This window comes from Elioraea sp., assembly GCF_022842375.1.
Classification (GTDB): Bacteria; Pseudomonadota; Alphaproteobacteria; order Acetobacterales; family Acetobacteraceae; genus Elioraea_A.
The window spans coordinates 19,740-44,143 of the sequence record NZ_JALHPR010000020.1 but is presented as its reverse complement, the minus strand read 5'-3'; the positions used below and the strand labels follow the sequence as shown (position 1 = coordinate 44,143).

Sequence of the window (24,404 nt, the reverse complement as noted above, 5' to 3'; positions counted from 1 at the left end):
GCGGTCGCGCGCCGGCCTCAGCGGGGCAGCCCGCTCCTGATGAGGCCGTCGAGCATCCTGGCCTTGGCCTCCGGATGCAGCACGCCCGAGCGGGCACAGAGCTCGACCGTCAGGTCGGGAAACGCACGGCGCAGTGCTGTGAGCGAGCGCCGGGCCTCCTGCTCGGCGCCGAGATGCATCGCGGCCGCGGCAAGGAACCGGTGCGGCCAGGCGCGCGCCGGCTGTCGCTCCAGCGCGGAGGCAAGGCTCCTCGCGGCGCGCCCGTAGTCGCCCTGGATGAAATGCGCGACGCCGAGCCCGATGAGCGACATCGCACCGTCGCCGCCACCAGGAAAGAGGCGGAAGGCCCGCCGGAACGCCTCTGCGCCGCGGCGGCCATCGCCGCGGAAGTTGCAGATGAAGCCGAGGCGCCGTAGCGCCTCCGGCTGGCAGGGATCGATGCCGAGGCTGCGCTTCACGAGCCCTTCCGCGGCATCGAGGCTGCCGGTGAGCGAGAGGATGCCGGCAGAGAGCGTCAGCACCTCCGGATCGTCCGGGGCGAGCGCCAGTGCCCGCCCGCACTCGTCGCGCGCACGGCCGCGCTCGCCCTCGGGGTCGAGGGTGAAGGCGTGGTTGGCGCCGATCGCACGCGCCCACCCCGCTAGGGCAAGGGCACGCGGATGGGCAGGATCGCGCTCAAGCGCCTCACTGACGAGCTCAAGCGCGACGCCGACAAGGTCTGGCTCCTGCGAGAGAGCGGCGGGCAGCGCACGGGCAACGAGTGCCTCGACATCGGCGCGTCGCGGCGGGGTGCGCCGCGCACGCTCTGCCTGCTCGGCGGCCACGAGCGCCCGCATGGTGCCGATCGCACGGTCCGCCCAGGCAATGCCGGCACGCCTGCGCAGTGGCTCGCGGATCGTTCCCAGCACCGTTCCTGAAGCGGGCCTGACGACGGAGATGACGACGGACCCTGCCGCGACGCTTCCGTCCAGGCGCAGCAGCCCCCAAGGGCTGCCGGTGGCGCTCTCTGGGTCGAGCAGCGCGAGGCCGGGGGCCCGGCCAATCGCGATCTGGAGGTCCTCGGTGGCCCGGCGCGCCCCTGCACGATCCGCCGCCGAGTCCGGCATGAGCGCCCGCAGCATGACCGGCGCACGGTGGGGCGGTGCGACCGCCGGCAACCCGCCTCCGCGGGCAGCGCGCAACGTGGCGGACGGCGCCTCGCCGAAAGTCCGCGCGTAGGAGATGGCAAAGCGCCCCGGATGCTCGAAACCGTGGTGCTGCGCAGCCGCGACCACCGAGCGCGCTGCACCGTTGCGCAGCGTCTGTCGCGCCGCAGCCAACCGCAGTTGCCGCAGCGCCGCTCCCGGCGAAAGCCCCAGCACGTGCGCGAACGCGCGCTGCAGCGTGCGCGGCGATACGCCTGCCGCGGCCGCCAGTTCGGCGAGGCTGGGGATCGCGGCCGGATCGCGCTCCAGCACGGCGGAGGCCGCCAGCATCGCCCGCCGCACGCAGCCACCGAAGCCCTCTGCCGCCGGGGGGATGGACAGGAAAAGGGCGCAGGCAGCCACGCGGCCGGGACCGTTCAGAATCGCGGACCTGGATCGCTTCATGGGCGACCTCCGGAGGAGCGACGGCTGGCGGGTTGCGGACAGCGTGGCGCGCAACGGACAGAACCTTCCGCGTCCCGCCCATCATCATAGCGCAGTCGGACCCAGCGAAACGAGGACGGGAAACAAGCCATGACAGCGAAGACCAGTGCAGCGACACCGGATCCCGGGGAAAGCCGCGCTGCACCCACACGGCGTCGCGCGATCGGGATCGCGGCCGGCGCTGCAGCCGTCGGGTTTGCGCAGGCCTTCTCGCCCGTGCCGACGCTGGCGCAGGATGCGCCGGCCCTGGTTATCAGGCCACTCGCGGAGAAACGCATCGAGCGACTGCCCGTGGGGCCTCTTGTTTGGCGGATCGAGACCTTCGCGTCGTTGAGCGAGGCCCGCGCTGCAGAGGGCCCGACGGGGTTGGCCCTCGCGGCAGTGGACAGGTTCTGGCTGTGCACCCTCGGGCCCCCAGGGGGTGGTTCACAGGGGGCAACGAAGATCGCCGAGGTCGGCCCCGTTCCCGAGTTTGCCGCCCCTCGCTACCTCCTGCGCATCAATCAGGCGACAGGGCAGCCCGGCAGCGTCACGCCCGTGCACACGCATCCGGGGTCGGAGGCGTTCTACGTCATCGCGGGGGAGACGAGCCAGCGAACGCCCCACGGGGTCATGCGCGTGCGCCAAGGGGAGGTCATCGCAGGCCATGGCGCCGATGTACCGATGCAGGTGTCGAGCACCGGCGCGACAGACCTCCTCTCGCTGGTGATGTTCGTGGTGGATGCGACGAAACCGTTCTCCCAGCCCGCCACCATGCCGTAGGGGCGTGGCCAGGCCGGGCCGCGCCGTCGCGCACCTGGCGGGGAACCGGGGCTCGCAGCGTGGGTCACGACCACCCCAGCGTGATCCCCGCCACCACGATGTAGCGTCCCACCTTCGCGGCGGCGACCACGAGCAGGAATGGCACGAACCGCTCGCGCATCACGGCGGCGATCACCGTCAGCTGGTCCCCGATCACCGGCACCCAGCTCAGCAACGACTTCCAGCGGCGGGAGCGCCGGTGACCCGACCTGCGCGCGCCAGGGTTTTCCCCCAAAGCCCCGCTAACGCGGCGGGGCTCGCCGCCAGACGGTGTGGAGGGTCATGCCGTTCGGCGTCCTTGTGTTGCTGAACTCGAGATCGGTCGCGCTCAGCACGGTGACGATCCGCCGTTGCGCGGGCCCGAGCAGATTCGCATAGGTGCTCGCCGCGAGCGTCACCGAGAGTGATCTGGCCGCCTCGTCAACAGTATAGGTGCCGTAATAGGCGATGGAGTCCTTGACGATCGTCATCGCCTCATCGGGGGTCGCGCGCGCGCGGTCATTCGCGGCCAGCCGGGGAAGCTCCGCCCGAGATTGGTAGAGGCTGAAATGCCCGTCGCGGGTAAAGATCAGGATGCCTTTCGGGTTCGGGCCGAACGGCTGGGCCCTTGAACCCTCCCGTTCGCTCGTGACCGACACGAGCGCCCACACGCCGACGATCCCATCCGCAATTGCAGGCCCCTGGGGTGCAGGAGCCTGGGCCGCAGCGGGCCGGCCGGGCAGGCACGAGAAGGCCAGCAGCGTTGCCAAAGGAAGCGTCAAGCCGATCCGACGAAGCATGAAACACTCCTTTCCACCACACCGCCCCGGGCGCCGAAGCGGCTTTCCGTGACCGACGTCATCGCATTCGGGCCGGACGCGTCACGGCACACGCAGCCGTGTGACCGGCGCAAACCAAAGTTGCAAGAAATGTACCACTTACGCAACGTGTTGATCCGGCATCGTTATGCTGCGCCGGGCATCGGCGATGTCACGTTTTCCGACAGGGTGGGCCGCCCCGCACCGCGCAGCCCAGCGCTCACGACCAGCCGAGCGTGATCCCCGCCACGACCAGGTAGCGGCCCACCTTGGCGATGGCGACCACGAGCAGGAACGGCACGAAGGCCTCGCGCATCACCCCGGCGATCACCGTCAGCGGATCGCCGATCACCGGCACCCAGCTCAGCAGCAGCGACCAGCGGCCCCAGCGCCGGTACCAGGCCTGCGCGCGGTCGAGCGAGGCGGCATCGGCGGGGAACCAGCGCCGGTCGCGGAAGCGTTCGATCGACCGGCCGAGCCCCCAGTTCACGGCGGAGCCTGCAACGTTGCCGATGCTCGCGACCGCGATCAGCACCCAGGCGGCATGCGCCTCGGCGAGCAGCAGCCCGACGAGCGCCGCTTCCGAGCCCATCGGCAGCAGCGTGGCCGCGACGAAGGCCGCGAGGAACAATCCGCCGAGGGTTGCGATATCAAGCACGCGAAAGGTCGGGCCTCAGGTCGCCGGGTCGCAGGAGTTCCTGGCACGATCGGCCCCGCAGATCGCAGCCTCCCCGGCAAGGTTCCGCGGGTTCTCCGGGTGGAAGGCGTTGATGTGCCGCGCTCTCATGATCTGATCCTTCTCCCCTGGCATGGATACTCCCACAGTGGTATCGCGTCGACGCGGCCAGGGGCGCTGGCTGCGGAAATCCAGGGGAATCGGCGTTTGCACCGCAGGTCGCGGATCGGTGTCCTCGCAAGGCTGGCCCTGGCCGCCTGGATCGCGCTCAGCGCGGCCGGGCCGAGCTGGAACGGCACGATGGCAGGCCCGGTCGCTGCCATCGGCACCCTCCTCATCGGTCATGCCGCACCCCACGCGCACGGCCATGACCTTGGCCATCGCCACGACCATGACGACGTTGCCGATGCCGGGCCATTCGGCGACGGGCCGCGCAGCCACGATCATGGCCCGCTCGATCATCTGCACGACGCGGTGATGACGGCAGCAGCAGCGCCGGCTCGCCAGCCGGCACGGGCGCCGCCATTGCACGCAGCCGGCGAAGGGCTGCCGCCTGGAGTGGAGGGCGGGCTGGAGCGTCCGCCCCGCCGGCGCGGATAGAGCGCCGGTCCATCGCGCGCAGGGCCGGCGCGTGCTGATGTCACCCCACACCGTTCAATCGGATCTCTCATGACCCCGATCCTGCCAGGAGCACGCCTCCTGCCGCGCACGCCGTGGCGCCCCGCCTCTGCGCTGTGCCTCTGCCTTCCCATGACGACCACCATTGCCTTCGCCCACGCCGTGGCCGAGGGCGACAAGGGCTACATCCAGGAGATCACGGGCATCCACCTGATCCCCTTCGTCTATCTCGGCGCCAAGCACATGGTCACCGGCTATGACCACATCCTGTTCCTGTTCGGCGTGATCTTCTTCCTCTACCGGCTGAAGGACATCGCGATCCATGTGAGCCTGTTCGCGCTCGGCCATTCCGTGACGATGCTTGCCGGCGTCTATTTCGGCATCGGCATCAACAGCTACATCATCGATGCCATCATCGGGTTCTCGGTCGTCTACAAGGCGCTCGACAACCTTGGCGCCTACCAGCGCTGGTTCGGCGTGCAGCCAGACACCAAGGCGGCGACGTTCGTCTTCGGCCTCTGCCACGGTTTCGGCCTGTCGTCGAAGATCCTCGACTACGACATCTCGCCGGACGGGCTGCTGCCGAACCTGCTGGCCTTCAACGTCGGCGTCGAGATCGGGCAACTGCTCGCGCTCGCCGCGATCCTGATCGTCATGGGCTTCTGGCGCCGCAGCCCGGGCTTCCTGCGCCATGCCTACACCGCAAACGTCGTCATGATGTCGGCCGGGTTCGTGCTGATCGGCTATCAGCTCACCGGCTGGTTCGTCTCCTGAGGAGCATGCGCCATGTACAACCACGACCTTCCGACCCGCGCCGAGCTGCCCACCACGAAGCAGCTCCTGCGCTCCACGGCGATCGCCATCGTTGCCGCGGCCGTCATCCTCGTCACTGTCGTGCTGCCTGCCGAATACGGCATCGACCCGACCGGGATCGGCCGCACCATCGGCCTGACGGAGATGGGCGAGATCAAGCGCCAACTCGCCGAGGAGGCGGAGGCCGATCACGCCGCACCCGCTGTCGCGCCGGCCGGGCAGCCGGAACAGCGCTCCGCCCTGCCGGGGGCAGCGGCCGTGCTTGCGCGCCTGTTCATCGGCACCGCTTCGGCGCAGCCAGCCCCCACTGCGCACAGCGACGAGACGACGATCACGCTCAAGCCCAGCCAAGGGCTCGAGGTGAAGCTCGAGATGCGCCAGGGGGCACGCGCAACCTACACGTGGTCGGCGAACGGGCCGGTCAATTTCGACCTGCATGGCGAGCCGCCGAACGCGCCGCGCAATTTCTCCCACAGCTATCGCAGCGGCCGCGGCAGCCAGGGCGAGCAGGGCGCGTTCACCGCTGCCTTCGACGGCACGCATGGCTGGTTCTGGCGCAACCGATCGGGCCGCGACGTGACGGTGACGCTGCGGACGAGCGGGGACTACCAGCGCATCATCCGCCCCTGATGCACCACTCCTGGCCGGGCCTGTCGGCTGCCCCGCGTGTGCGAGGCAGGCGGCACCCGGCTGGAGGCCAGGCCCTCACGCACGATGCGCGGCGGGTGAGATGAGCGGTGACGAGGGGGCTTCGGCCGCCCTGGAGCGGGTGGCGGGAATCGAACCCGCGTAACCAGCTTGGAAGGCTGGGGCTCTACCATTGAGCTACACCCGCGCCGGAGCAACACGGCGGAGCACATCATACGCGAAGCGGGATGGTGGAGGGGGTTGGATTTGAACCAACGTAGGCGTGCGCCAACGGATTTACAGTCCGTCCCCTTTAACCACTCGGGCACCCCTCCAGGCCCCGCGCGCGGGCGGCCAGAGGCCGCCATCAGGCAGGGCGGCGAAATGGGGCATTTCCGCCCCGCTGTCAACGCGCGCCACGATCATCCAGGAGCAACTGGCGCCGCCACGCAACTGGCCCCATGCTGGGAGCATGAGACAAGACACATGAGACAAGCCGCATGAGACAAGGGCGGGGACACAACAGGGGCCGGCACCATGAGCGCGGCCGCGCGGCCGAGCCGGAGGGCGCCTACTGGATGCACGGGCTCCACCCCGTCGCCGCCGCACTGGCCAACCCTGCGCGCCGCATCCGACGCTTCCTCGCGACCGCCGAGGCGCTCGCCGCGCTGGCCGCCGCGGCACCGCAGCCCTGGCCGCAGGAGCCCGAGCGGGTCGAGGCGCAGATGATCGGCGCGCTGCTGCCGCCAGGCTCGGTGCACCAGGGCCTCGCCCTTCTCGCGGAACCGCTCGACATCCCGCCGATGGCCGATGCGCTCGCGGCCTCCGACGGCCCCGTGCTGGTGCTCGACCAGGTGACGGACCCGCGCAACGTCGGCGCCATCCTCCGTTCCGCCGCCGCGTTCGGCGCCGCCGCCGTGGTGGTGCAGGACCGCAACGCGCCTGGCGAGGGCGGGGCGATGGCACGCGCCGCCGCGGGTGCGCTCGAGCGCGTGCCGCTCTTACGCGCCGTCAACCTCGCCCGCACGCTGGAGGCGCTGAAGGCAGCCGGCCTCTGGGTCGTCGGGCTCGACGGCGAGGCACCCACCACGCTGGCCGGCGCGAAGCTCGGGGACCGTCGCCTCGCGCTCGTGCTGGGCGCGGAGGACGAGGGCATGCGGCGGCTGACGCGCGAGGCCTGCGACGTGCTGGTCCGCCTGCCGCAGACCGGCGCGATCGAGAGCCTGAACGTCTCTGTCGCTGCTGCCGTGGCACTCTACGCCGTGCGGGCCGAGGCCCTGGAGAAAGGCAACAACGGATGAGCGATCCGCGCGAGGCGGCCCAGCTTCTCAGGGCCGCCTGGACCAGCCGTCGCAAGGTCGCCCCCCTGCCCGCGGCGATCGCCCCGGCGACGGAGGCCGCCGCCTATGCCGTGCAGGTCGCTCTCGCCGACGCCGCCGGGGCGCTGCCGCCCGCGGGCTTCAAGGTTGGCGCGACGGCCGAGACGATGCGCGCCTATCTCGGCGTCACCGCCCCCGCCGCGGGGTTCATGACGGCGGACGGGCTGAAGCCCAGCGGATTCGCCACCCCGTTCGCCGACTGGATCGCGCCCGGAACCGAGTGCGAGATCGCACTCCGCCTCGGCGCAGACATTCCGTTCACCGGCGAGGCGCCCACGCGCGAGGCGGCAGCAGCAGCGGTCGCAGCGGTTCTGCCGGCCATCGAGATCGTCGAGAACCGGTACACCGACATGAAGGCCGTCGGCGTCAACACGCTGATCGCCGACCAGTTCTTCCACGGTGCCGCCGTGCTGGGGCCGGAGACGCCGTTCGAGGCAGCGGCGCTTGCGAACGGCGCGCTCCGCGAGATCGCGGGCGGGATGCGGATCGACGGCTCGCTGTTCGGCGAGGGCAAGGGAGCCGACCTGCTGGGTGACCCGATCGCCGTTCTCTGCTGGCTGGCGGCCTCGGGTGCGGCGCGGGCCTTCGGCGGGCTCCAGGCCGGGCAGGTGGTGCTGTGCGGCTCCGTCACCCCGCCCGCCTGGCTTGCGGGACCCGGAACGGTGGAGGTGAGCTTCGCCGGACTCGGGACCGTTCAGGTGCGTTTCACGTGACGGAGCGGCCGGGCACGCCTCCCGGCCACGCTGAGCCCTTCGCGACGGCGGAGGAAGCGGCCGAGCAGGCCAAGTCCGCCCCGCCGACACCGCAGACGATGAGCCCCTCCTTCCGCCTCGCCTTCGATGACACGGAATTCCTCCGCCGCGACGAGATGCGCGCGGTGCGGCTCGCCCTCGAGGTGAGCAAGCCCGACATCCTGCAGGACGAGGCCGGCATCGCATCCACCGTCGCGCTGTTCGGCTCAGCCCGAGTCGCTTCCCCGGAGGCGGCGCAGGCGGGGCGGCACGGGCATTGGTACGAGGAGGCGCGGCGCTTCGCGCAGCTGCTGGCGGAGGGAAGCCAGCGCGCCGGCCGGTGTGACTTCGCCATCGTCACCGGCGGGGGCCCCGGCATCATGGAGGCGGGCAACCGCGGGGCCGCCGAGGCCGGGGGAAAGACGATCGGCCTCTCGATCGTGCTGCCGAACGAACAGGCGCCGAACCGGTTCATCACGCCTGAGCTGTCGTTCCAGTTCCACTATTTCGGCATCCGCAAGATGCAGTTCCTGATGCGCGCGCGCGCCTGCGCCTTCTTCCCCGGCGGGTTCGGCACGCTCGACGAGCTGTTCGAGACGCTGACCCTCGTCCAGACCGACAAGATCAGCCGAATCCCGCTGCTGCTGTTCGACCGCGCCTGGTGGGAACGACTGATCAGGTTCGACCAACTGGTCGAGGATGGGATGATCTCGCCCGAGGATCTCGCGCTGATCACCTGGGTCGAGACGGCCGAGGACGGCGTGGAGGCGATCCACCGTTTCTGGCGCTGAGCCCAGATCAGCCCCGATCAACCCTGATCTGTCAGCCCTGATCTGTCAGCCCTGATCGGTCAGCGCTGATCGGTCAGCGTTGGGCGATCAGCGTGCCGCGGATCAGGCGCTCGGCCTCCGCCTCGACGGCGGCGATGCCGAGCAGGAACACCTCGCGGCGGGTGCGGCGTGCCTCCGCCGGCGCACCCTCGGGCAGGCCTGCGGGGCCGGCATCGCGCAGCGCCGTTGTGATGCCGATCACACGGCCCGAGGCATCGAGAACCGGGCCACCGGAGAAGCCGAGCGCTGCGTCCATCCGCGCCACCATGCCGGGGCCGAAGGCGGGAACATGCAGGCCTGTGCGCGAGATCCAGCCATCGGCGGAGACAGGGCCCGCGGTCGAGGAGCCGGCGGCCCACACCTGCATGCCCTCGTTCACGCCGGCGCTCACACGCTCGGCCGGGCGGAGGAAGCCGCGCGGGGCGACGAGGACCGCAAGGTCCATCCGTTCGCTGCGGGCCAGCACCGTCACGTTCGCGCGGGCGCCATCGTGGCGCACCAGCACGGCCTGGTTGACTGGCGCGCCTGCGACCTTGAGCACATGGGCGTTGGTCAGGACATACTGGCCATCGAACGCGACCGCGGAGCCGATGGTGCGGGGCTGGCCGTCTCCACCGACATGGACCGCGGCGTAGGAGGCGCTGACGGTGGCCTTCACGGCGGTGGTGGCGGCGGCGTCCTTGGCAGCGAAGAGGGCTGCAATCCCTGAGAGAGCGACGAAAGCAATATTTCTGAGACCGAACATGAGTTTTGCTTCCACGTCTCTTGCGCTGACGTAGAAGGTTAAGGCGGGGCCAGTGAAAGAAAGGTTAATGCCCCGGCAGATTCTGCCGGTCGGCAAGACATGCCGGTGCATGCCTGCCGGGTGCGCGGCGTGGCGCTTTCCGACCGCCCTGCTCTCGCGTGCGTGACCCGGCATCATGTAAGGTCATCAGGTCGGTGACACGGGACGTCGAACGGGGGTCAGAGAATGGCGGCACTGAACGTCAACGCATTGCGGCAGGTCGCAGCCGAGGTTGAGGCGCGGAAGGCAGCGGAGGAAGCACGCCACCGGGAAGCCGAGGACGCCAAGCGGAAGGAACTGCTCGACGAGCTCTCGAAGCCGCTGGTGGCCGACGAGAAGGCGATCGAGCGCGGTCTCTCGCGCGTCGGCGCGATGGTGCAGGCCGCCGCCGAGCGTGGGCGGACGGAGGTTCTCGCCTTCCGCTTTCCCAACCAGCTGACGACCGACAAGGGCCGCGCGATCAATGTCGGCGAGGCCGACTGGCCGCGCACCCTCAGCGGCCGGCCGCAGCAGGTGTACCAGTTCTGGCAGCAGCATCTGGCCCCGCAGGGCTTCCGCCTGCGCGCCATGGTGGTCGACTATCCGGGCGGCATGCCGGGCGATATCGGCTTCTTCCTCGCCTGGGGCGAGGAGCCCCGATAGTCTTTCCCCGATAGTCTTTCCCCGGTAGTCCTCCCAGCACCCCACTCGCGTAACGCGCCCTTGCGGCAGCTTCGCTGCGTCTGCGAAGCTGCCGCCAACGCACAAGGGGGCACCGGGCTGTCTGGACCGGGAAAAGCGAGGCTGGGTGGCTGACGGGTTCGTTCTCGAGACGCAAGGCCTGACCAAGGAGTTCCGCGGCTTCATCGCGGTGAACGATGTGTCCTTGCGCGTCCGCCGTGGCGCGATCCATGCGCTGATCGGCCCGAACGGCGCGGGCAAGACCACCTGCTTCAACCTCCTGACCAAGTTCCTCGAGCCCACGCGCGGCACGATCACCTGGCAGGGGCGCGACATCACCCGCGCCAAGCCGGCCGAGATCGCGCGCATGGGGCTCGTCCGCAGCTTCCAGATCTCGGCGGTGTTCCCGCATCTCACAGTGCTCGAGAACGTGCGCGTCGCGCTGCAACGCGCGCGTGGCAACTCCTATGATTTCTGGCGCTCCGACCGCGTGCTCGCCGGCTTCGACGTGCGCGCGCGCGACCTGCTCGCCGACGTGAACCTCACCGAGTACGAGGGCGTTCCAGCTGGCCTTCTCCCCTACGGCCGCAAGCGCGCGCTCGAAATCGCCACGACCCTCGCGCTCGACCCAGCGATGCTGCTGCTCGACGAACCCACCGCCGGGATGACGCATGAGGATGTCGAGCATGTCGTGGCGCTGATCCGCCGCATCCGGGAAGGGCGCACGATCCTGATGGTCGAGCACAATCTCTCGGTCGTCTCCGGCCTCTCCGACACGATCACGGTGCTGACGCGCGGCCAGGTGCTGGCGGAGGGCGACTATGCCGCCGTCTCGGCCAACCCCGAGGTGCGCGCGGCCTATCTCGGCGCGGAAGAGGCCGCCTGATGAGGAACACCTGATGCTCGCCGTCCGCGACCTCGAGGGCTGGTACGGCGAGAGCCACGTTCTGCACGGCGTCGCCTTCGACGTCGCCGAGGGCGAGGTCGTGACGCTGCTCGGCCGCAACGGTGCCGGCAAGACCTCGACGATCAAGGCGATCATGGGCGTGCTGCCGAAGCGCACGGGATCGATCCGCTACCAGGGCGCCGAAACCGCAAGCCTCTCGCCTGACCGCATCGCCCGCCTCGGCATCGCCTGGTGCCCGGAGGAGCGCGGCATCTTCGCCTCGCTCACGGTACGCGAGAACCTCACCCTGCCGCCGGTGATCGCCCCTGGCGGCGTGGCGCTCGACGAGATCTATGCGCTGTTCCCGAACCTGAAGGAGCGCCTCGGCAGCCAGGGAACGAAGCTCTCGGGCGGCGAGCAGCAGATGCTCGCGATCGCGCGGATCATGCGCACCGGGGCGAAGCTGCTGCTGCTCGACGAGCCGACGGAGGGCCTCGCCCCGGTGATCATCCAGCAGATCGGCCGCACCATCCGCGACCTCAAGGCGCGCGGGCTGACGGTGCTGCTGGTCGAGCAGAATTTCCGCTTCGCCCGGACGGTGGCTGACCGTCACTATGTCATGGAGCATGGCCGCATCGTCGACATGATCGGGAACGATGCGCTCGATGCGAACATGGACAAGCTGCACGGCTATCTCGGCGTCTGATGCAGCACGCCATCACGAGAGGAAACATCCCATGTCAGCCAAACCCACGACCGTGAACCGCCGCACGCTGCTCGGCACCGCCGCTGCTGCCGGCACGCTGCCGCTGATCACGCCACTCCGCGCACCGCGCGCGCAGGCGGCGAACACCATCAAGATCGGCGTGCTGTCGGACCTCTCCTCCCTCTACACCGACCTCGCCGGCCAGGGCTCGGTGCTCGCCGCCCGCATGGCGGTGGAGGATTTCAACCCAGGCCCCAAGGGCTTCAACGTCGAGATCGTCGCGGCCGACCACCAGAACCGCGCCGATGTTGGCAGCACCACGGCACGCGCCTGGTATGACCGTGACGGGGTGGACGCGATCGTCGACGTGCCGAACAGCGGCGTCGTTCTCGCGGTGAACCAGATCACGCGCGAGAAGAACAAGGTGATGATCGTCTCCGCCGGCGCCACGACCGACCTGACGGGCCCGCAATGCACGCCCAACTCCGTGCACTGGACCTATGACACGTTCAGCCAGCCGGCAGGCACCGGCCGCGCCATGGTGGCGGCAGGTGGCGACACATGGTTCTTCATCACCGCCGACTATGCCTTCGGCCACTCGCTCGAAGCGAATACGGAACGGTTCGTCATCGCATCGGGGGGCCGCGTCGTCGGCAAGGTGCGGCACCCGTTCCCGGGCACCGATTTCTCGTCGTTCCTGCTGCAGGCGCAGGGCTCGCGCGCGAAGGTGATCGGGCTCGCCAACGCAGGCGGCGACTTCATCAACGCGATGAAGCAGGCCGGCGAGTTCGGCATCGTCCGCCGTGGCCAGAAGCTCGCGGGGCTTCTCGTGTTCATCACCGACGTGCACAGCCTCGGCCTCGAGACCGCACAGGGGCTGACGCTGACCACGGCCTTCTACCATGACCGCAATGATGAGAGCCGCGCCTTCAACGAGAAGTTCCACCCCCGCAACCGCGGCATCCGCCCGACGATGGCGCATGCCGGCGTCTATGGCGGCGTGCTGCACTACCTCAAGGCGGTCGAGGCGCTCGGCGTCGCCGCTGCGAAGGCCGATGGCGCGGCGGCGGTGGCGGCGATGAAGCGGCTGCCGACGAACGACCCGCTGTTCGGCCAGGGCGAGATCCGCCAGGACGGGCGCAAGACGCACCCGATGTATCTCTACGAGGTGAAGGCGCCGAATGAGAGCCGCGGCCCGTGGGACTACCTGAAGCTCGTGCGCGAGATCCCGGTCGCCGATGCCTGGCGCCCGCTCGCCGACGGCAACTGCCCGCTCGTGCGCACCTGAAGCCAAAGGGGGCGGGCCCTTCGCCCGCCCCCGTCCCTCCCGGCATCACCATGGACACGATCTTCGGCATCCCAGCCGTCGCCCTCTACGGCCAGCTCATGCTCGGGCTGATCAACGGTTCGTTCTATGCCCTGCTCTCGCTCGGGCTCGCCGTGATCTTCGGCATGATGAACGTGATCAACTTCACCCACGGCGCGCAGTTCATGATGGGCGCCTTCGTGGCCTGGATGCTGCTGAACTGGATCGGCCTCGGCTACTGGTGGGCGCTCATCCTCGCCCCCCTCATCGTCGGCGCGACCGGCGTGCTGATCGAGCGGCTGATGATCCAGCGCCTCTACAAGCTCGACCATCTCTACGGCCTGCTGCTCACCTTCGGGCTGGCGCTGATCATCGAAGGGTTGTTCCGCAACTATTTCGGTTCGTCTGGCCTGCCCTACCGCATCCCGGCCGAGCTCCAGGGCGCGATGGACCTGGGCTTCATGTTCCTGCCGAACTACCGCGCCTGGGTGATCGTCGCCTCCATCGTGGTCTGCTTCGCGACATGGTACGTGATCGAGCGCACCAAGCTCGGCGCCTATCTCCGCGCCGCGACCGAGCGGCCGCTTCTCGTGCAGGCCTTCGGCGTGAACGTGCCGCGCATGATCACGCTCACCTACGGCTTCGGCGTCGCACTCGCGGCGTTTGCCGGCGTGCTTGCCGCACCCATCTACAGCGTCAACCCCAACATGGGCTCGCAGCTCATCATCGTGGTGTTCGCCGTGGTGGTGATCGGCGGCATGGGCTCGATCGCCGGCTCGGTGCTGACCGGCTTCGGGCTTGGCATCGTCGAGGGGCTGACGCGCGTATTCTATCCAGAGGGGTCAGCCACCGTGATCTTCGTCATCATGGCGATCGTGCTGCTCGTCCGCCCCGCCGGGCTGTTCGGGCGCGCCTGATGAACCCGATGAACGTTCCCGCCTCGCAGCGCATCGCCTTCGTCGTGATGCTCGCGATGATCGCCGTGAGCCCCTTCGTCCTCTACCCCGTGTTCCTGATGAAGGTGCTGTGCTTCGCGTTGTTCGCCGCTGCCTTCAACCTGCTGATCGGCTTCGTCGGGCTGCTCTCGTTCGGCCATGCCGCGTATTTCGGGATGAGCAGCTACGTCTCTGCTCATGCCGCGAAGGTGTGGGGCTTCACGCCCGAGCTTGCCATCCTCGCCGGCACTGCGGTCGCCACGCTGCTCGGCATCGCCATCGGGTGGATCGCGATCCGCCGCCAGGGCATCTACTTCGCGATGATCACGCTGGCGCTGGCCCAGATGGTATTCTTCTTCTGCCTCCAGGCCCCCTTCACCGGGGGGGAGGATGGCATCCAGGCCGTGCCGCGCGGGCGCCTCTTCGGTGTTCTCGACCTCGCCAACGACATGGCCCTCTACTGGGTCGTCGCTGCCATCTTCATCGCGGGCTTCCTGTTCCTCTACCGCGTCGTGCACTCGCCGTTCGGCCAGGTGCTGAAGGCGATCCGCGAGAACGAGCCGCGGGCGATCTCGCTCGGCTACCGCGTCGATGACTACAAGCTGATCGCCTTCGTCATCTCGGCCGCGATGACGGGTGTTGCCGGTGGCACCAAGGCGATCGTGTTCCAGCTGGCGACGCTCACCGACGTGAATTGGCCGATGAGCGGCGAGGCGGTGCTGATGACGCTGGTCGGCGGCATCGGCACGATTTTCGGCCCTCCCGTCGGCGCTCTCGTCATCATCGCGATGCAGAACGAGCTCGCCCAGCTCGGCGCGTGGGTGACGGTGGTCCAAGGCGTGATCTTCGTCGCCTGCGTGCTGGCGTTCCGCAAGGGCATCATCGGCGAGATCCAGGCCAAGTTCGGCAAGCCGCTCTGACAGTGCTGCCCCCCGGCAAGGGGGGTTCACGCACGCCCCGGTGCGCCGCACACTGCCCACCCCACGGCAGGTCAGGGCGGAAACAATGGCGATCGTGCATCAGACGCAGAACTGGGTGGTGGCCAAGCCCGCGGCGCATGGCCGCAAGGGCATGGTCGTCTCGCAGGTAAAGGCTGCCGCGGAAGCCGGCGTGGCGATGCTGGATGCCGGCGGCACGGCACTCGACGCAGCGGTGGCCACCGCCTTCGCGCTCGCGGCAACAGAGCCGTGGAACAGCGGGCTCGGCGGCATCGGCTTCGCGCTCGTGCACAAGGCGGGCGCGGCGAAGGCCGAGGTGATCGATTTCGGCCCTGTCTCTCCCGCCGGCCTCACGCCCGCACTCTTCCCGCTGACCGAAGGGATGTCCGACCATCTCTTCGCCTGGCCGAATGTCGAGGGCGAGAAGAACGTCCACGGCCCCCTTTCCTTCTGCATCCCCTCGGCGCCCGCCGGCTACGCCGCACTGCATGCGGCGGGCGGCAGGTTGCCGTGGAAGGACCTGCTCGCGCCTGCGATCGCGCTCGCCAAGGCGGGCCTGCCGGCTGACTGGTTCGGCGCGATGAAGATCGCCTCCTCCGCCGGCGACCTCCGCCGCTATGCCGAGAGTGCGCGCATCTACCTGCCGAACGGCCTGCCGCCCACGCCACCCTATGTCGGCCCTGCCAAGCGCCTGGTGCTCGGCCGCCTGCCCGACACGCTCGCCCGCATCGCCGAAGCAGGCGTGGCCGATTTCTATCGCGGCGACATCGCCGCCTCGATCGTGGCGGACGTCGCGGCGATGGGCGGTGTCCTCTCCGCCGCCGACCTCGCCGGCTGCGCGGCGCGCACCACGCCATCGAGCCAGCACCCCTGGCGTGGCCGCGTGCTCCAGGGCGCGGGCGGGCTCACCGCCGCGCCGACGATGCAGCGCGTGCTCGACCTTCTCGCCGCGCATGAGTTCGGCGCGGAACCGGATGCGGCGTTCTTCGCGGCCTTCACCGCGGCAATGCAGGCGGCCTACGCGGAACGGCTCTCCGGCCTCGGCGACACGTCGGACGCGAACCCCCGCGCGGCGGAGGCGTGCACCACGCACCTGACGGCGGTGGACGCGGAAGGCACGATGGTGTCCGTGACGACGACGCTGCTCTCCTCGATGGGCAGCCGCACGACCCTGCCCGGTACCGGCATGATGATGAACAACGGCGTGTTCTGGTTCGACCCGACGCCAGGCAAGGCGAATTCGATCGGCCCGTCCAAGCGCCCGTTGTGCAACATGAGCCCGGTGATCGTGACCGAGGGGGGCAGGCCCATCGTCACGGCCGGCGCCTCGGGCGGCCGCAAGATCCTCGCCTCGGTGCTACAGATGCTGATGTTCGTGCTCGACTACCGGATGGACCCGGTGGCCGCCGCGCATCACCCGCGCGTCGACATCTCTGGCCCCGACACGGTGGCGGCCGACAAGCGCCTCTCGCCCAGCGTTCTCGCTGCGCTCACGGAACGGTTCGCGACCGAGCTGGTCGAGCACACGATCCTGCCCGTCAACTTCGCCTGCCCCAACCTGATCCTGCGCGACGCCGAGGGCGGCGTGACGGGCATCAGCGACGTGATGAGCCCCTGGAGTGGAGCGGTCGCGCAGGCCTGAGGGGGCCTAGCGCAACGGTGGCGTCGCCTGCTCGGCACACCACCGCGCCACCTGCTCGTGCGTGCCGAACCAAACGCCTGGCTTCGACTTCATGTATGCGACCAGCCGGTCGAGCAGCGGCAGGCGCGAGCGGTGTCCGATCACGTGCGGGTGCATGGTGAGAAGGAACAGCCCGTCCTCCTCATACGCCCCATCGAACTCGGCGCGGAAGATTTCCTCCACCGCCGAGGGCGGCGTGTAGGGGCGGAGGGCGGCGAAGCGCAGCATGTTGAAATAGACCGCATCGTCGCGGATCCATTCGGGCGGCAGCTCGACGATGCCCGTCGCCTCGCCACGGTCCATCAGCTCGTACGGCTCGTCATCGGCCATCAGCGAGCTGTCGTAGAGCAGGCCAAGCTCGCGGATGATGTCGAGCGTCGCCGTCGAGAAATCCCAGCTCGCCGTGCGCATGCCGACAGGGCGTCGGCCGCTGATCTTCTCCAGCGTATCGGCCGCGCGCAGGTTCAGCTCGCGTTCTGCCTCGGGCGGAACGGTGGTGTTCGCCTCGTGGATCCAGGAGTGGATGCCGATCTCGTGCCCCTCGTCGGCGAGTGCGCGCACCTCCTCCGGGTGCAGCAGCGCCGAGACGGCGGGGTAGAAGAAGCTCGCCCGCACGCCGTGGCGGTCGAGCATGCGGCGGATGCGCGGGATCGCGACGCGGGAGCCGTACTGCCCCTGGCTGATGCGCATCGGGCTCTCATCGGCATCGCGCAGCGGAATCGTTTCGTGATCGGCATCAAACGAGAGCGCGACGGCGCATCGCGCCCCGCCCGGCCAATGCGCCGGCTTCAGCGACCGCCCGGCGCGGCCGCGGTTGACGATCCCGCGCCATGTCTCCTCCGGCCACTGCCAAGGCTTCAAGGGCTCACGCTGGGGTGCATCGCTCATCGCCGCTACTCCGCCGCCCTGCGCTGGCCGAACCGTGTCTCGAGCTCGGCGAGAACGGCGTCGATCGGCTCAACGTCGGCGAACTTCATGTCCATGTCGAACAGATTCGCGGTGTGCGCGGCTGGGCTGCGGTCACCCACCGCCTCCTCGATCACGGTGACGCGGAAATTGTGCGAGAACGCATCCGTCACAGCCGCCCGCACGCAGCCGGAGGTGGAGACACCGATGACGACGAGGCTGTCCACCCCGTCATAGCGGAGGAAGCTCTCGAGCGGCGTGGCGAAGAACGCCGAGGGCTTGTTCTTGAGCACGATGCGGTCCTGCTGACGCGGGCCATAGGCCTCGGGCCACTGGTCGGCCCGCGGATCGGCGACGTACTGGAACTCGGTCGCGTTGCCGAGCTTGAGGTTCCAGATGCCGCGATAGGCCGGATGGCTGCGATCGTCCCGCCGCGAGTAGTAGATCGGCAGGTCGAGCGAGCGGAACACCTCCGTCACGCGCGTGACGGCAGCGAAGAACTCCGGCATCTCGCGGCCGCACATGTCGTAGGACGGATCGACGAACATGTGCGTCGTGTCGATGTTCAGCAGCGCCGGGCGCGCCCCGAGGCCGATGCGGCGGCCGAACGATCCCTTGCGGTAGGCGGCCAGGTCATCATCAGGAATGACACCCTGCCAGCGTGCGAGCTTGTCGGTCATCGCATCCCTCCTCAGTTCACCGTCACCTTGGCTTCGGCGACCACGCGGGCCCAGCGCGTCAACTCGCTGTCGATCAGCGACGCATAAGCCTCCGCCGTGCCGCCGCGCGCCACCGTGCCGCGTTCGGCAAGTGCTGCGCGCAGGGCGGGCTGCGCCAGCGCCGCGTTCACCGCCCGGTTCATCGCGGCCACCACCGCATCGGGCGTTCCCTTGTGCGTCGAGAGCCCGAACCACGCTTCGGCCTCGACACCCTGCATGCCGAAATCGGGCCCGAGCTCGGCCAGCGTCGGCACATCGGGGAGCTCGGGCACACGCTCGGCCGACGTCACGGCAAGGGCTGTGACGGTGCCGGCGCGGATCTGCGGCAGCGCGGTGGGCAGGTTGTCGATGAAGGTATCGACCTCGCCGCCGATCACAGCCGTCATGCCCGGCCCCGCACCGCGATAGGGAACATGCGTCATCCTGGTGCCGGCGAGCATGTTGATGAGCTCGCCCGTCAGGTGCGTCGACGTGCCGTTGCCGGCCGAGGCGAAGGTGATCGTCTCTGGGTTCGCGCGCGCGTCGCGCAGCACCGCGCGCGCGTCACGGCCGCCAAGCTTGCGCGGGTTCGCCACCCACACGTTCGGCACCGTGACGACGAGGGCGACCGCGCGGAAATCCGCCCGCGCATCGTAGGTGAGGTTGCGGTAGAGCGCAGGCGCGATGCCGTGCGAGGCGATCTGGCTGAGGAACAGCGAATGCCCGTCGGAGGCCTGCGCGGCGAAGCGCCCTGCCGCGAGCGTCGCCCCGGCCCCCGGCTGGTTCTCGACCACGACCCCACGGCCAAGCTGCGCGCGCATCGCCTCGGCCAGCAGGCGGGCCACCACGTCCGTCGTGCCACCCGGCGGGAAGGGAACGACGAGCCTCAGGTCACGCTCCGGCCAGGCCTGGCCAAGCGCTGGTGCGGCCAGAACCGCGCTCCCTGCGATCATGAGCAGGCCGCGTCGCCCGATTGCCTTCATCGCCAGTCTCCCCGACAGTCCATGCCGTTCACAGTGCCGTCCTGCCGCGTCCCTGTCGAGACGCGCCCGAAGGAGCCGACGCCATGCCCGACCTTCCTCCGCCGCACGCGCACCCCCAGAGCGGCCCGCACGACATCGGCGGCCTTGGCGGCCCACCCGTCGACCGTGACGAGCACGACTACGCGCACTGGGAGAAGGAGGCAGACGCGATCCGCATGCTGCTCGCCGATGCCAAGCGGAACTTCTTCACGACCGACGAGACACGCAGCCTGCAGGAGCGGCTGGACGGCGACACCTACTGGGCGCTGCCCTACTACGAGCGCTGGATCCACGCCTTCTCCGGCCTGCTGGTGCAGAAGGGCGTGATTGGGGAGGACGAACTGTCGGCCGAGGTCGCCAGGCTTCGCGCGGCAGGCGCCGATGTCATCCCGTATGACGACCATCACGACCATGACCACGACCACGACCACGACCACGGCCGGGCACACCAGCCCGATCATGACGCGGGCGAGACGGTTCTCTCCCCCCTCCGCCTCCGCGCCCTGGCTGTGCGTGAGCGCCTGGTCGCGCGCGGCATCGTCACGCGCGAGGAGATCACGGCCGAGATCGCGCGGATGGATGCGCGGGGCGAGCATCTCGGCGCGCGCGTCGTTGCCCGCGCGTGGTCCGATCCTGCCTATGCCGCGCGGCTTGCCGCCGACGGCAACGCGGCAGGCGCGGAACTCGGCATCCCTGCTGCCGCGACACGGCTGACGGCGCTGTTCAACACGGCCACGCTGCACAACCTCGTCGTCTGCACGCTCTGCTCCTGCTATCCGCGCACCGTGCTGGGCCGCCCGCCCGCCTGGTACAAGAGCCGCGCCTACCGCGCGCGGGCGGTGAGCGAGCCGCGCGCCGTGCTCGCCGAGTTCGGCCTGGCACTGCCCGACGATGTCGAGATCCGCGTTCACGACAGCACGGCGGAGAACCGCTACCTCGTGATCCCTGCCCGCCCTCCCGGCACGGAGTCGTGGAGCGAGGAGCGGCTGGCCAGGCTCGTCACGCGCGACAGCATGATCGGCGTGGCCCACGCCCGCGAGGCTGCATGACCGACGCAGCAACGCTCACGGCCACGGAACTTGGCGCGCATTACGCACGCGGAACGCTCTCGCCGCGCGAGGTCGCGCGGGCCTGCCTCGACCGGATCGCGCGGCACGAACCCGCCCTCAACGCCATGGCCGTGATCGACACCGAGGGCGCGATGGCGGCAGCAGCCGACAGCGAGCGCCGCTGGCGAGCGGGCAGGCCGCTCTCGCCGCTCGATGGCGTTCCGGCAACGGTGAAGGACCTGCTGCATCTCGCCGGCCACCCGACGCGCCGCGGCAGCCGCGCGACCGACACCCGCCCGATGACGGAGGACAGCCCCGTCGTCCTCGGCCTCAAGGCCGCCGGCACCGTCATCCTGGGCAAGACGACGACGACCGAGTTCGGCTGGAAGTCGCCTGGCGATTGCCCGCTTCACGGCATCACGCGCAACCCCTGGAACCTTGCAATGACGCCAGGCGGCTCCTCCTGCGGCGCCGGCACGGCGGCTGCTGCCGGCTACGGGCCGTTGCACATAGGCACCGATGCCGGCGGGTCGATCCGCATTCCCGCCTCCTGGTGCGGCATCGTCGGCGTGAAGCCCTCCTTCGGCCGCGTGCCGCAATGGCCGCTCGGTGCCTTCGCGCAGGTCGCCGTCGCCGGGCCGATGACGCGCACGGTGGCGGATGCGGCGCTGATGCTCGATGCCATCGGCAGGTTTGACTGGCGTGACCCCCTTTGCCTTCCCTCCCCCACGCCTGGCTGGCTCGACCGCGTGTCGGGCGGCGTGCGTGGGCTCACCGTCGCCATCGTCCGACGCTTCGGCTTCGCCCCGCCTGCCGATGCGGCCTCGCTCGAAGCGGTAGACCGCGCGGCGAAGTCGCTCGCGGATGCAGGCGCGATCGTGACGGAGGCGGATCCTTCGCTTCCCGATACGCGCGCGCTGTTCGCCGCGGTGTGGGGCCAGGCGCTGAAGCGATTGGTGGACGGGTTCGACGAAGAGCGCCGCGCGTTGCTCGATGCACCACTCGTGGCGATGGCGCAGCGCACCGCGCCGATGGATGCCGAGAGCTTCCTCGCCGTGCAGGCAGCGTCGATCGAGACGGCCCACGCGATGGCCGCGTTCCATCGCCGCCATGACATCGTGCTGTGCCCCGCCGCGCCGCAGGCAGCCCTCCCGGCCGAAGCCGCGCTCACCAACCCGGAGGAGGAGCTGTGGCAACGCTGGGCGCCCTGGACCTTCGCCTTCAACCTCTCGCGCCAGCCAGCCGTCGCCGTGCCGGTGAGCATCGATGCCGATGGCCTGCCGCGCGGGGTGCAGGTCGCGGCCGCCCTATACCGTGACGATCTGGCACTCGCGGCCGCGGCCGTGATCGAGGCTGCCTGCGCCGCGCCCACCCTGGCGCCGCTCGGCTGAGCCGGCGTGGCAGGTCCTGCGATCGGCGTGATGGCGAAGGCTCCGCGCGCGGGGCTGGCCAAGACACGGCTGATCCCCGCCCTCGGGGCCGAGGGTGCCGCGCAGCTTGCGCGCGCCTTCCTGGTCGACAGCACCGCAGCCGCGCGCAGCGCCGCGACGACGTACGTGATCGCAAGCCCTGACGCGGCGTGCGATGACCTCGCCGCACTCACCGGCCTTGCCGCCCTGCCGCAGGGCGAGGGCGACCTCGGCGCGCGCATCGTCGCTGGGTTCGATGCGCTGTTCGCGCGCGGCCATGCGCCGGTGCTGCTGATCGGCGCCGATACGCCGACGCTGCCGCGGGGCCACATCGCCGCCGCACTCGCGCTGCTCGCCGAGGCGCCCGACCGCGCCGTGTTCGGCCCGACCGAGGATGGCGGGTACTGGCTTGTCGGCCTCTCCGCTCCCGCGCCAGCGCTGTTCGCTGGCATCGCGTGGAGCACGCCGCGCGTGCTCGACGAGACGCTGGCCGCCGCCGCGCGCGCGGGCATCGCGGTGGCGCTCGCGCCCCCGTGGCATGATATCGACGAACCCGATGACCTCGCGGTGCTCGCCCGCCAGCTCGATGCCGATTCCGCCACCGCGCCGGCAACCCGCGACACGCTCGCCGCCCTCTCGCCACCGCGCTAGTCTGTCCGGAGTCCGACGACGGGGAGATTCGCATGCGACGCCGCGATCTTGCGCTCACGCTTCCGCTGCTCGCCCTCGCGCCTGCGTCACGCGCTCAGGCCTGGCCCACGCGGCAGATCGCCATGGTCGTCCCGTTCCCGCCTGGCGGGCAGGCGGACCTTGCCGCGCGGCCCGTCGCGGTGGCGATGGAACAGGTGCTGGGCCAGTCCGTGGTGGTGCAGAACCGAGGCGGCGCGGGAGGTGCCATCGGCAACGCCGCCGTCGCGCGCGCCGCCCCCGATGGCTACACGCTGTTGATGGCGCTCTCCTCCCTCGCCGTGCTGCCGGAGGCCGACAGGCTGTTCGGCCGAACCCCGCAATACGAGGTTGACCAGCTCACCCCCATCGGCCGCGTGCTGGCTGACCCGACCATGCTCGCCGTGCGCGCCGACAGCCCGTGGACCACGCTCGAGGAATTCGTCGCGGCAGCGAAACTGGCGCCTGGGTCGATCCCCTATGGCAGTTCCGGCACCTACGGCACGTTGCATGTCGCGATGGAGATGTTCGCCCACCGCGCGGGCATCAGGCTGCTGCACGTGCCGTTCCAGGGGGCCGGCCCGGCGCTGACGGCGCTCCTCGGCGGCCAGGTCCGCGCGCTTGCCTCTGCACCCGGCACACTGACGCAGCATGTGCGCGAGGGACGGATGCGCGTGCTGGCCTGCTGGGGGGCGGAACGTGTGGCCGCCTTCCCCGAGGTGCCCACGTTCATCGAGCGCGGCTTCGCTGGTGTGGAGTTCTCCATCTGGGCTGGGCTGTTCGCGCCAGCCGGCGTTCCGGCCCCGGTGCGGGAGCGGCTGCGCGCGGCCCTCGCCGAGGCAATGCGAAGCCCCGTTGCCATCCGCGCCTTCGAGACGGCCGGCAGCCCGCCCGCCTGGCTCGATGCGCCTGACTTCGCTCGCTTCGTTGCGGCCGACAGTGCGCGGCTGATCACGGCCGTCCGCGCCATCGGCAAGGTCGAATAGCCGCGTCGCTCCGCTCATACGTCACTGATTGACGCGGTGCCGGCGACCGCTGCATCCTAACGATCAGAACAACGTTCCATCTGACAGAATGGCGCGGGGGCGTTTCATGTCATCGATGCGCAGACCATGACGCAGGAGGCGGGCGGCGTCGCGGCGGTCGACCGGGCGCTGGCGATCCTCGCGGCCCTCGGCGCGGATGGCAGCGGCGCGCCCGTCACCCTCGCCGCGCTCGCGCAGCGCACGGGCCTCTACAAGAGCACCATCCTGCGCCTGCTCGAGAGCCTCTCGCGCGCGAACTACACGCAGCGCGCGGGCGATCGCGGCTGGCGCCTCGGGCCTGGCCCGGTGCCGCTCGCCGATGCCTATCGCCGCGGTTTCCGCATCGCCGATCTCGTCGCCCCCGTGCTGCGCGGGATGCGCGATGCCAGCGGCGAGAGCGCGAGCTTCTACGTGCGCGATGGCGGCGGCCGCCTCTGCCTCTGCCGCGTCGAGGCCGCCCACCCCGTGCGCGATGCCGTGCGGGAGGGTGACCGCCTGCCGCTCGACCGCGGCGCCGCCGGGCGCGCCTTCCTCGCCTTTGGCAGCGGCACTGCCCTGCGTGCCACGGCACCGGGCGAGCGCGTCCTTGTCTCCTACGGCGAGCGATCGGCCGAAACGGCGGGCGTCGCCGCGCCGGTGCTCGACGCCGACGATGCGCTCGCGGGCGTGGTCGGCTTCTCTGGGCCGATCACGCGCTTCACGCCACCGCTCGTTCGTGCGATGCGTCAGGAGGCTGCGGCCGCGGCGGCGCGGCTGACGCGTGCGGTCGGCGGCGACGCGCGCCCACTCGAGGAGGCCGCCGCGGCGCTCGCCGCGGCGCAGGAGTGAGACAG

At 70.2% G+C, this 24,404-nt stretch carries 27 protein-coding genes and 2 tRNA genes; 18 read left to right on the top strand and 11 right to left on the bottom strand.

The features are described from left to right. Positions 1 to 17: 17 nt before the first annotated feature. On the bottom strand, positions 18 to 1,589 hold the full coding sequence (locus tag Q0C38_RS16105) for a helix-turn-helix domain-containing protein (RefSeq protein ID WP_291298135.1): 1,572 nt from the start codon (positions 1,587 to 1,589) through the stop codon (positions 18 to 20). Between the two features lie 129 nt (positions 1,590 to 1,718). Between Q0C38_RS16105 and Q0C38_RS16100 the strand changes: the two genes are divergently transcribed. Then, positions 1,719 to 2,390, top strand: a complete 672-nt coding sequence (locus Q0C38_RS16100; RefSeq protein WP_291298134.1) for a cupin domain-containing protein — start codon at positions 1,719 to 1,721, stop codon at positions 2,388 to 2,390. Positions 2,391 to 2,454: 64 nt separating this feature from the next. Here Q0C38_RS16100 and Q0C38_RS16095 read toward each other — a convergent pair whose 3' ends face one another. From Q0C38_RS16095 to Q0C38_RS16080, 4 genes are all read right to left on the bottom strand, one after another. Beyond that, on the bottom strand, positions 2,455 to 2,586 hold the full coding sequence (locus Q0C38_RS16095) for a hypothetical protein (RefSeq protein WP_291298133.1): 132 nt from the start codon (positions 2,584 to 2,586) through the stop codon (positions 2,455 to 2,457). Between the two features lie 85 nt (positions 2,587 to 2,671). After that, the gene (locus Q0C38_RS16090; protein WP_291298132.1) at positions 2,672 to 3,208 is read right to left on the bottom strand and encodes a lipocalin-like domain-containing protein; all 537 of its coding nucleotides are present in this window, start codon (positions 3,206 to 3,208) and stop codon (positions 2,672 to 2,674) included. 238 nt (positions 3,209 to 3,446) lie between these two features. After that, positions 3,447 to 3,818, bottom strand: coding sequence for a YqaA family protein (locus Q0C38_RS16085; RefSeq protein WP_366937283.1), 372 nt, complete (start codon positions 3,816 to 3,818; stop codon positions 3,447 to 3,449). 81 nt (positions 3,819 to 3,899) lie between these two features. Continuing rightward, positions 3,900 to 4,370, bottom strand: a complete 471-nt coding sequence (locus Q0C38_RS16080; protein WP_291298130.1) for a hypothetical protein — start codon at positions 4,368 to 4,370, stop codon at positions 3,900 to 3,902. Positions 4,371 to 4,652: 282 nt separating this feature from the next. Between Q0C38_RS16080 and Q0C38_RS16075 the strand changes: the two genes are divergently transcribed. Both Q0C38_RS16075 and Q0C38_RS16070 read left to right on the top strand, forming a co-directional pair. Beyond that, the gene (locus Q0C38_RS16075) at positions 4,653 to 5,294 is read left to right on the top strand and encodes a HupE/UreJ family protein (protein WP_291298129.1); all 642 of its coding nucleotides are present in this window, start codon (positions 4,653 to 4,655) and stop codon (positions 5,292 to 5,294) included. Positions 5,295 to 5,306: 12 nt separating this feature from the next. After that, positions 5,307 to 5,963, top strand: coding sequence for a transmembrane anchor protein (locus Q0C38_RS16070; RefSeq protein WP_291298128.1), 657 nt, complete (start codon positions 5,307 to 5,309; stop codon positions 5,961 to 5,963). A 131-nt stretch (positions 5,964 to 6,094) separates the two neighbouring features. Here the strand turns inward: Q0C38_RS16070 and Q0C38_RS16065 are convergent. Together Q0C38_RS16065 and Q0C38_RS16060 are read right to left on the bottom strand one after the other, a co-directional pair. After that, positions 6,095 to 6,168, bottom strand: a tRNA-Gly gene (locus tag Q0C38_RS16065). 41 nt (positions 6,169 to 6,209) lie between these two features. Then, a tRNA-Tyr gene (locus Q0C38_RS16060) sits at positions 6,210 to 6,295 on the bottom strand. A 165-nt stretch (positions 6,296 to 6,460) separates the two neighbouring features. On the opposite strand from Q0C38_RS16060, the gene rlmB reads away from it, so the two are divergent. From rlmB to Q0C38_RS16045, 3 genes are read left to right on the top strand one after another with little or no spacing between them, the layout of a single operon-like run. Further along, positions 6,461 to 7,261 (top strand): 23S rRNA (guanosine(2251)-2'-O)-methyltransferase RlmB, encoded by an 801-nt coding sequence (rlmB, locus tag Q0C38_RS16055; RefSeq protein WP_291298127.1) that lies wholly within the window; start codon positions 6,461 to 6,463, stop codon positions 7,259 to 7,261. After that, entirely contained in the window at positions 7,258 to 8,052 is a 795-nt protein-coding gene (locus Q0C38_RS16050) for a 2-keto-4-pentenoate hydratase (RefSeq protein WP_291298126.1), read from the top strand. Before rlmB ends, Q0C38_RS16050 begins: the two co-directional genes overlap by 4 nt. Then, positions 8,049 to 8,861, top strand: coding sequence for an LOG family protein (locus tag Q0C38_RS16045; RefSeq protein WP_291298125.1), 813 nt, complete (start codon positions 8,049 to 8,051; stop codon positions 8,859 to 8,861). Before Q0C38_RS16050 ends, Q0C38_RS16045 begins: the two co-directional genes overlap by 4 nt. A gap of 73 nt (positions 8,862 to 8,934) precedes the next feature. Here the strand turns inward: Q0C38_RS16045 and Q0C38_RS16040 are convergent, their stop codons facing one another. Continuing rightward, the gene (locus tag Q0C38_RS16040) at positions 8,935 to 9,645 is read right to left on the bottom strand and encodes a serine protease (RefSeq protein ID WP_291298124.1); all 711 of its coding nucleotides are present in this window, start codon (positions 9,643 to 9,645) and stop codon (positions 8,935 to 8,937) included. Positions 9,646 to 9,870: 225 nt separating this feature from the next. On the opposite strand from Q0C38_RS16040, the gene Q0C38_RS16035 reads away from it, so the two are divergent. The 7 genes from Q0C38_RS16035 to Q0C38_RS16005 all read left to right on the top strand — a co-directional run bounded on the left by Q0C38_RS16035 (position 9,871) and on the right by Q0C38_RS16005 (position 16,757). Then, the gene (locus Q0C38_RS16035; RefSeq protein ID WP_291298123.1) at positions 9,871 to 10,326 is read left to right on the top strand and encodes a hypothetical protein; all 456 of its coding nucleotides are present in this window, start codon (positions 9,871 to 9,873) and stop codon (positions 10,324 to 10,326) included. Positions 10,327 to 10,471: 145 nt separating this feature from the next. Further along, positions 10,472 to 11,230, top strand: coding sequence for an ABC transporter ATP-binding protein (locus tag Q0C38_RS16030; RefSeq protein WP_291298122.1), 759 nt, complete (start codon positions 10,472 to 10,474; stop codon positions 11,228 to 11,230). Between the two features lie 13 nt (positions 11,231 to 11,243). Then, complete coding sequence (locus tag Q0C38_RS16025) at positions 11,244 to 11,936, top strand: ABC transporter ATP-binding protein (RefSeq protein WP_291298121.1); 693 nt, start codon at positions 11,244 to 11,246, stop codon at positions 11,934 to 11,936. 31 nt (positions 11,937 to 11,967) lie between these two features. After that, complete coding sequence (locus Q0C38_RS16020; RefSeq protein ID WP_291298120.1) at positions 11,968 to 13,224, top strand: ABC transporter substrate-binding protein; 1,257 nt, start codon at positions 11,968 to 11,970, stop codon at positions 13,222 to 13,224. Positions 13,225 to 13,274: 50 nt separating this feature from the next. Beyond that, the gene (locus tag Q0C38_RS16015; protein ID WP_291298119.1) at positions 13,275 to 14,159 is read left to right on the top strand and encodes a branched-chain amino acid ABC transporter permease; all 885 of its coding nucleotides are present in this window, start codon (positions 13,275 to 13,277) and stop codon (positions 14,157 to 14,159) included. An 8-nt stretch (positions 14,160 to 14,167) separates the two neighbouring features. Beyond that, entirely contained in the window at positions 14,168 to 15,097 is a 930-nt protein-coding gene (locus tag Q0C38_RS16010; protein WP_366937282.1) for a branched-chain amino acid ABC transporter permease, read from the top strand. An 85-nt stretch (positions 15,098 to 15,182) separates the two neighbouring features. Next, the gene (locus Q0C38_RS16005; RefSeq protein WP_291298117.1) at positions 15,183 to 16,757 is read left to right on the top strand and encodes a gamma-glutamyltransferase; all 1,575 of its coding nucleotides are present in this window, start codon (positions 15,183 to 15,185) and stop codon (positions 16,755 to 16,757) included. Between the two features lie 6 nt (positions 16,758 to 16,763). On the opposite strand, the gene Q0C38_RS16000 is transcribed toward Q0C38_RS16005, so the two are convergent. From Q0C38_RS16000 to Q0C38_RS15990, 3 genes are read right to left on the bottom strand one after another with little or no spacing between them, the layout of a single operon-like run. Further along, the gene (locus Q0C38_RS16000) at positions 16,764 to 17,684 is read right to left on the bottom strand and encodes a polysaccharide deacetylase (protein ID WP_291298116.1); all 921 of its coding nucleotides are present in this window, start codon (positions 17,682 to 17,684) and stop codon (positions 16,764 to 16,766) included. 5 nt (positions 17,685 to 17,689) lie between these two features. After that, the gene (locus tag Q0C38_RS15995; protein ID WP_291298115.1) at positions 17,690 to 18,382 is read right to left on the bottom strand and encodes an isochorismatase family protein; all 693 of its coding nucleotides are present in this window, start codon (positions 18,380 to 18,382) and stop codon (positions 17,690 to 17,692) included. Between the two features lie 11 nt (positions 18,383 to 18,393). Continuing rightward, on the bottom strand, positions 18,394 to 19,383 hold the full coding sequence (locus Q0C38_RS15990; RefSeq protein ID WP_291298114.1) for a tripartite tricarboxylate transporter substrate binding protein: 990 nt from the start codon (positions 19,381 to 19,383) through the stop codon (positions 18,394 to 18,396). Positions 19,384 to 19,466: 83 nt separating this feature from the next. On the opposite strand from Q0C38_RS15990, the gene Q0C38_RS15985 reads away from it, so the two are divergent. The 5 genes from Q0C38_RS15985 to Q0C38_RS15965 all read left to right on the top strand — a co-directional run bounded on the left by Q0C38_RS15985 (position 19,467) and on the right by Q0C38_RS15965 (position 24,399). Beyond that, the gene (locus Q0C38_RS15985; RefSeq protein WP_291298113.1) at positions 19,467 to 20,471 is read left to right on the top strand and encodes a nitrile hydratase subunit alpha; all 1,005 of its coding nucleotides are present in this window, start codon (positions 19,467 to 19,469) and stop codon (positions 20,469 to 20,471) included. Beyond that, complete coding sequence (locus Q0C38_RS15980; protein ID WP_291298112.1) at positions 20,468 to 21,862, top strand: amidase family protein; 1,395 nt, start codon at positions 20,468 to 20,470, stop codon at positions 21,860 to 21,862. The genes Q0C38_RS15985 and Q0C38_RS15980 overlap by 4 nt, the downstream gene beginning before the upstream one ends. Before the next feature lie 30 nt (positions 21,863 to 21,892). After that, positions 21,893 to 22,531, top strand: coding sequence for a TIGR04282 family arsenosugar biosynthesis glycosyltransferase (locus Q0C38_RS15975; RefSeq protein WP_291298111.1), 639 nt, complete (start codon positions 21,893 to 21,895; stop codon positions 22,529 to 22,531). A gap of 32 nt (positions 22,532 to 22,563) precedes the next feature. Next, positions 22,564 to 23,532, top strand: coding sequence for a tripartite tricarboxylate transporter substrate binding protein (locus tag Q0C38_RS15970; RefSeq protein WP_291298110.1), 969 nt, complete (start codon positions 22,564 to 22,566; stop codon positions 23,530 to 23,532). A 126-nt stretch (positions 23,533 to 23,658) separates the two neighbouring features. Beyond that, positions 23,659 to 24,399, top strand: a complete 741-nt coding sequence (locus Q0C38_RS15965) for an IclR family transcriptional regulator (protein ID WP_291298109.1) — start codon at positions 23,659 to 23,661, stop codon at positions 24,397 to 24,399. The last annotated feature ends 5 nt before the right edge of the window (positions 24,400 to 24,404 follow it).

Bases quoted from the DNA above. Each gene is read 5' to 3' on its own strand.
- Q0C38_RS16105 (WP_291298135.1), bottom strand. From the start codon at position 1,589: ATGAAGCGATCCAGGTCCGCGATTCTGAACGGTCCCGGCCGCGTGGCT.
- Q0C38_RS16100 (WP_291298134.1), top strand. From the start codon at position 1,719: ATGACAGCGAAGACCAGTGCAGCGACACCGGATCCCGGGGAAAGCCGC.
- Q0C38_RS16090 (WP_291298132.1), bottom strand. From the start codon at position 3,208: ATGCTTCGTCGGATCGGCTTGACGCTTCCTTTGGCAACGCTGCTGGCC.
- Q0C38_RS16085 (WP_366937283.1), bottom strand. From the start codon at position 3,818: ATGGGCTCGGAAGCGGCGCTCGTCGGGCTGCTGCTCGCCGAGGCGCAT.
- Q0C38_RS16075 (WP_291298129.1), top strand. From the start codon at position 4,653: ATGACGACCACCATTGCCTTCGCCCACGCCGTGGCCGAGGGCGACAAG.
- Q0C38_RS16070 (WP_291298128.1), top strand. From the start codon at position 5,307: ATGTACAACCACGACCTTCCGACCCGCGCCGAGCTGCCCACCACGAAG.
- rlmB (WP_291298127.1), top strand. From the start codon at position 6,461: ATGAGACAAGGGCGGGGACACAACAGGGGCCGGCACCATGAGCGCGGC.
- Q0C38_RS16050 (WP_291298126.1), top strand. From the start codon at position 7,258: ATGAGCGATCCGCGCGAGGCGGCCCAGCTTCTCAGGGCCGCCTGGACC.
- Q0C38_RS16040 (WP_291298124.1), bottom strand. From the start codon at position 9,645: ATGTTCGGTCTCAGAAATATTGCTTTCGTCGCTCTCTCAGGGATTGCA.
- Q0C38_RS16035 (WP_291298123.1), top strand. From the start codon at position 9,871: ATGGCGGCACTGAACGTCAACGCATTGCGGCAGGTCGCAGCCGAGGTT.
- Q0C38_RS16025 (WP_291298121.1), top strand. From the start codon at position 11,244: ATGCTCGCCGTCCGCGACCTCGAGGGCTGGTACGGCGAGAGCCACGTT.
- Q0C38_RS16020 (WP_291298120.1), top strand. From the start codon at position 11,968: ATGTCAGCCAAACCCACGACCGTGAACCGCCGCACGCTGCTCGGCACC.
- Q0C38_RS16015 (WP_291298119.1), top strand. From the start codon at position 13,275: ATGGACACGATCTTCGGCATCCCAGCCGTCGCCCTCTACGGCCAGCTC.
- Q0C38_RS16010 (WP_366937282.1), top strand. From the start codon at position 14,168: ATGAACGTTCCCGCCTCGCAGCGCATCGCCTTCGTCGTGATGCTCGCG.
- Q0C38_RS16005 (WP_291298117.1), top strand. From the start codon at position 15,183: ATGGCGATCGTGCATCAGACGCAGAACTGGGTGGTGGCCAAGCCCGCG.
- Q0C38_RS16000 (WP_291298116.1), bottom strand. From the start codon at position 17,684: ATGAGCGATGCACCCCAGCGTGAGCCCTTGAAGCCTTGGCAGTGGCCG.
- Q0C38_RS15995 (WP_291298115.1), bottom strand. From the start codon at position 18,382: ATGACCGACAAGCTCGCACGCTGGCAGGGTGTCATTCCTGATGATGAC.
- Q0C38_RS15990 (WP_291298114.1), bottom strand. From the start codon at position 19,383: ATGAAGGCAATCGGGCGACGCGGCCTGCTCATGATCGCAGGGAGCGCG.
- Q0C38_RS15985 (WP_291298113.1), top strand. From the start codon at position 19,467: ATGCCCGACCTTCCTCCGCCGCACGCGCACCCCCAGAGCGGCCCGCAC.
- Q0C38_RS15980 (WP_291298112.1), top strand. From the start codon at position 20,468: ATGACCGACGCAGCAACGCTCACGGCCACGGAACTTGGCGCGCATTAC.
- Q0C38_RS15975 (WP_291298111.1), top strand. From the start codon at position 21,893: ATGGCGAAGGCTCCGCGCGCGGGGCTGGCCAAGACACGGCTGATCCCC.
- Q0C38_RS15970 (WP_291298110.1), top strand. From the start codon at position 22,564: ATGCGACGCCGCGATCTTGCGCTCACGCTTCCGCTGCTCGCCCTCGCG.
- Q0C38_RS15965 (WP_291298109.1), top strand. From the start codon at position 23,659: ATGACGCAGGAGGCGGGCGGCGTCGCGGCGGTCGACCGGGCGCTGGCG.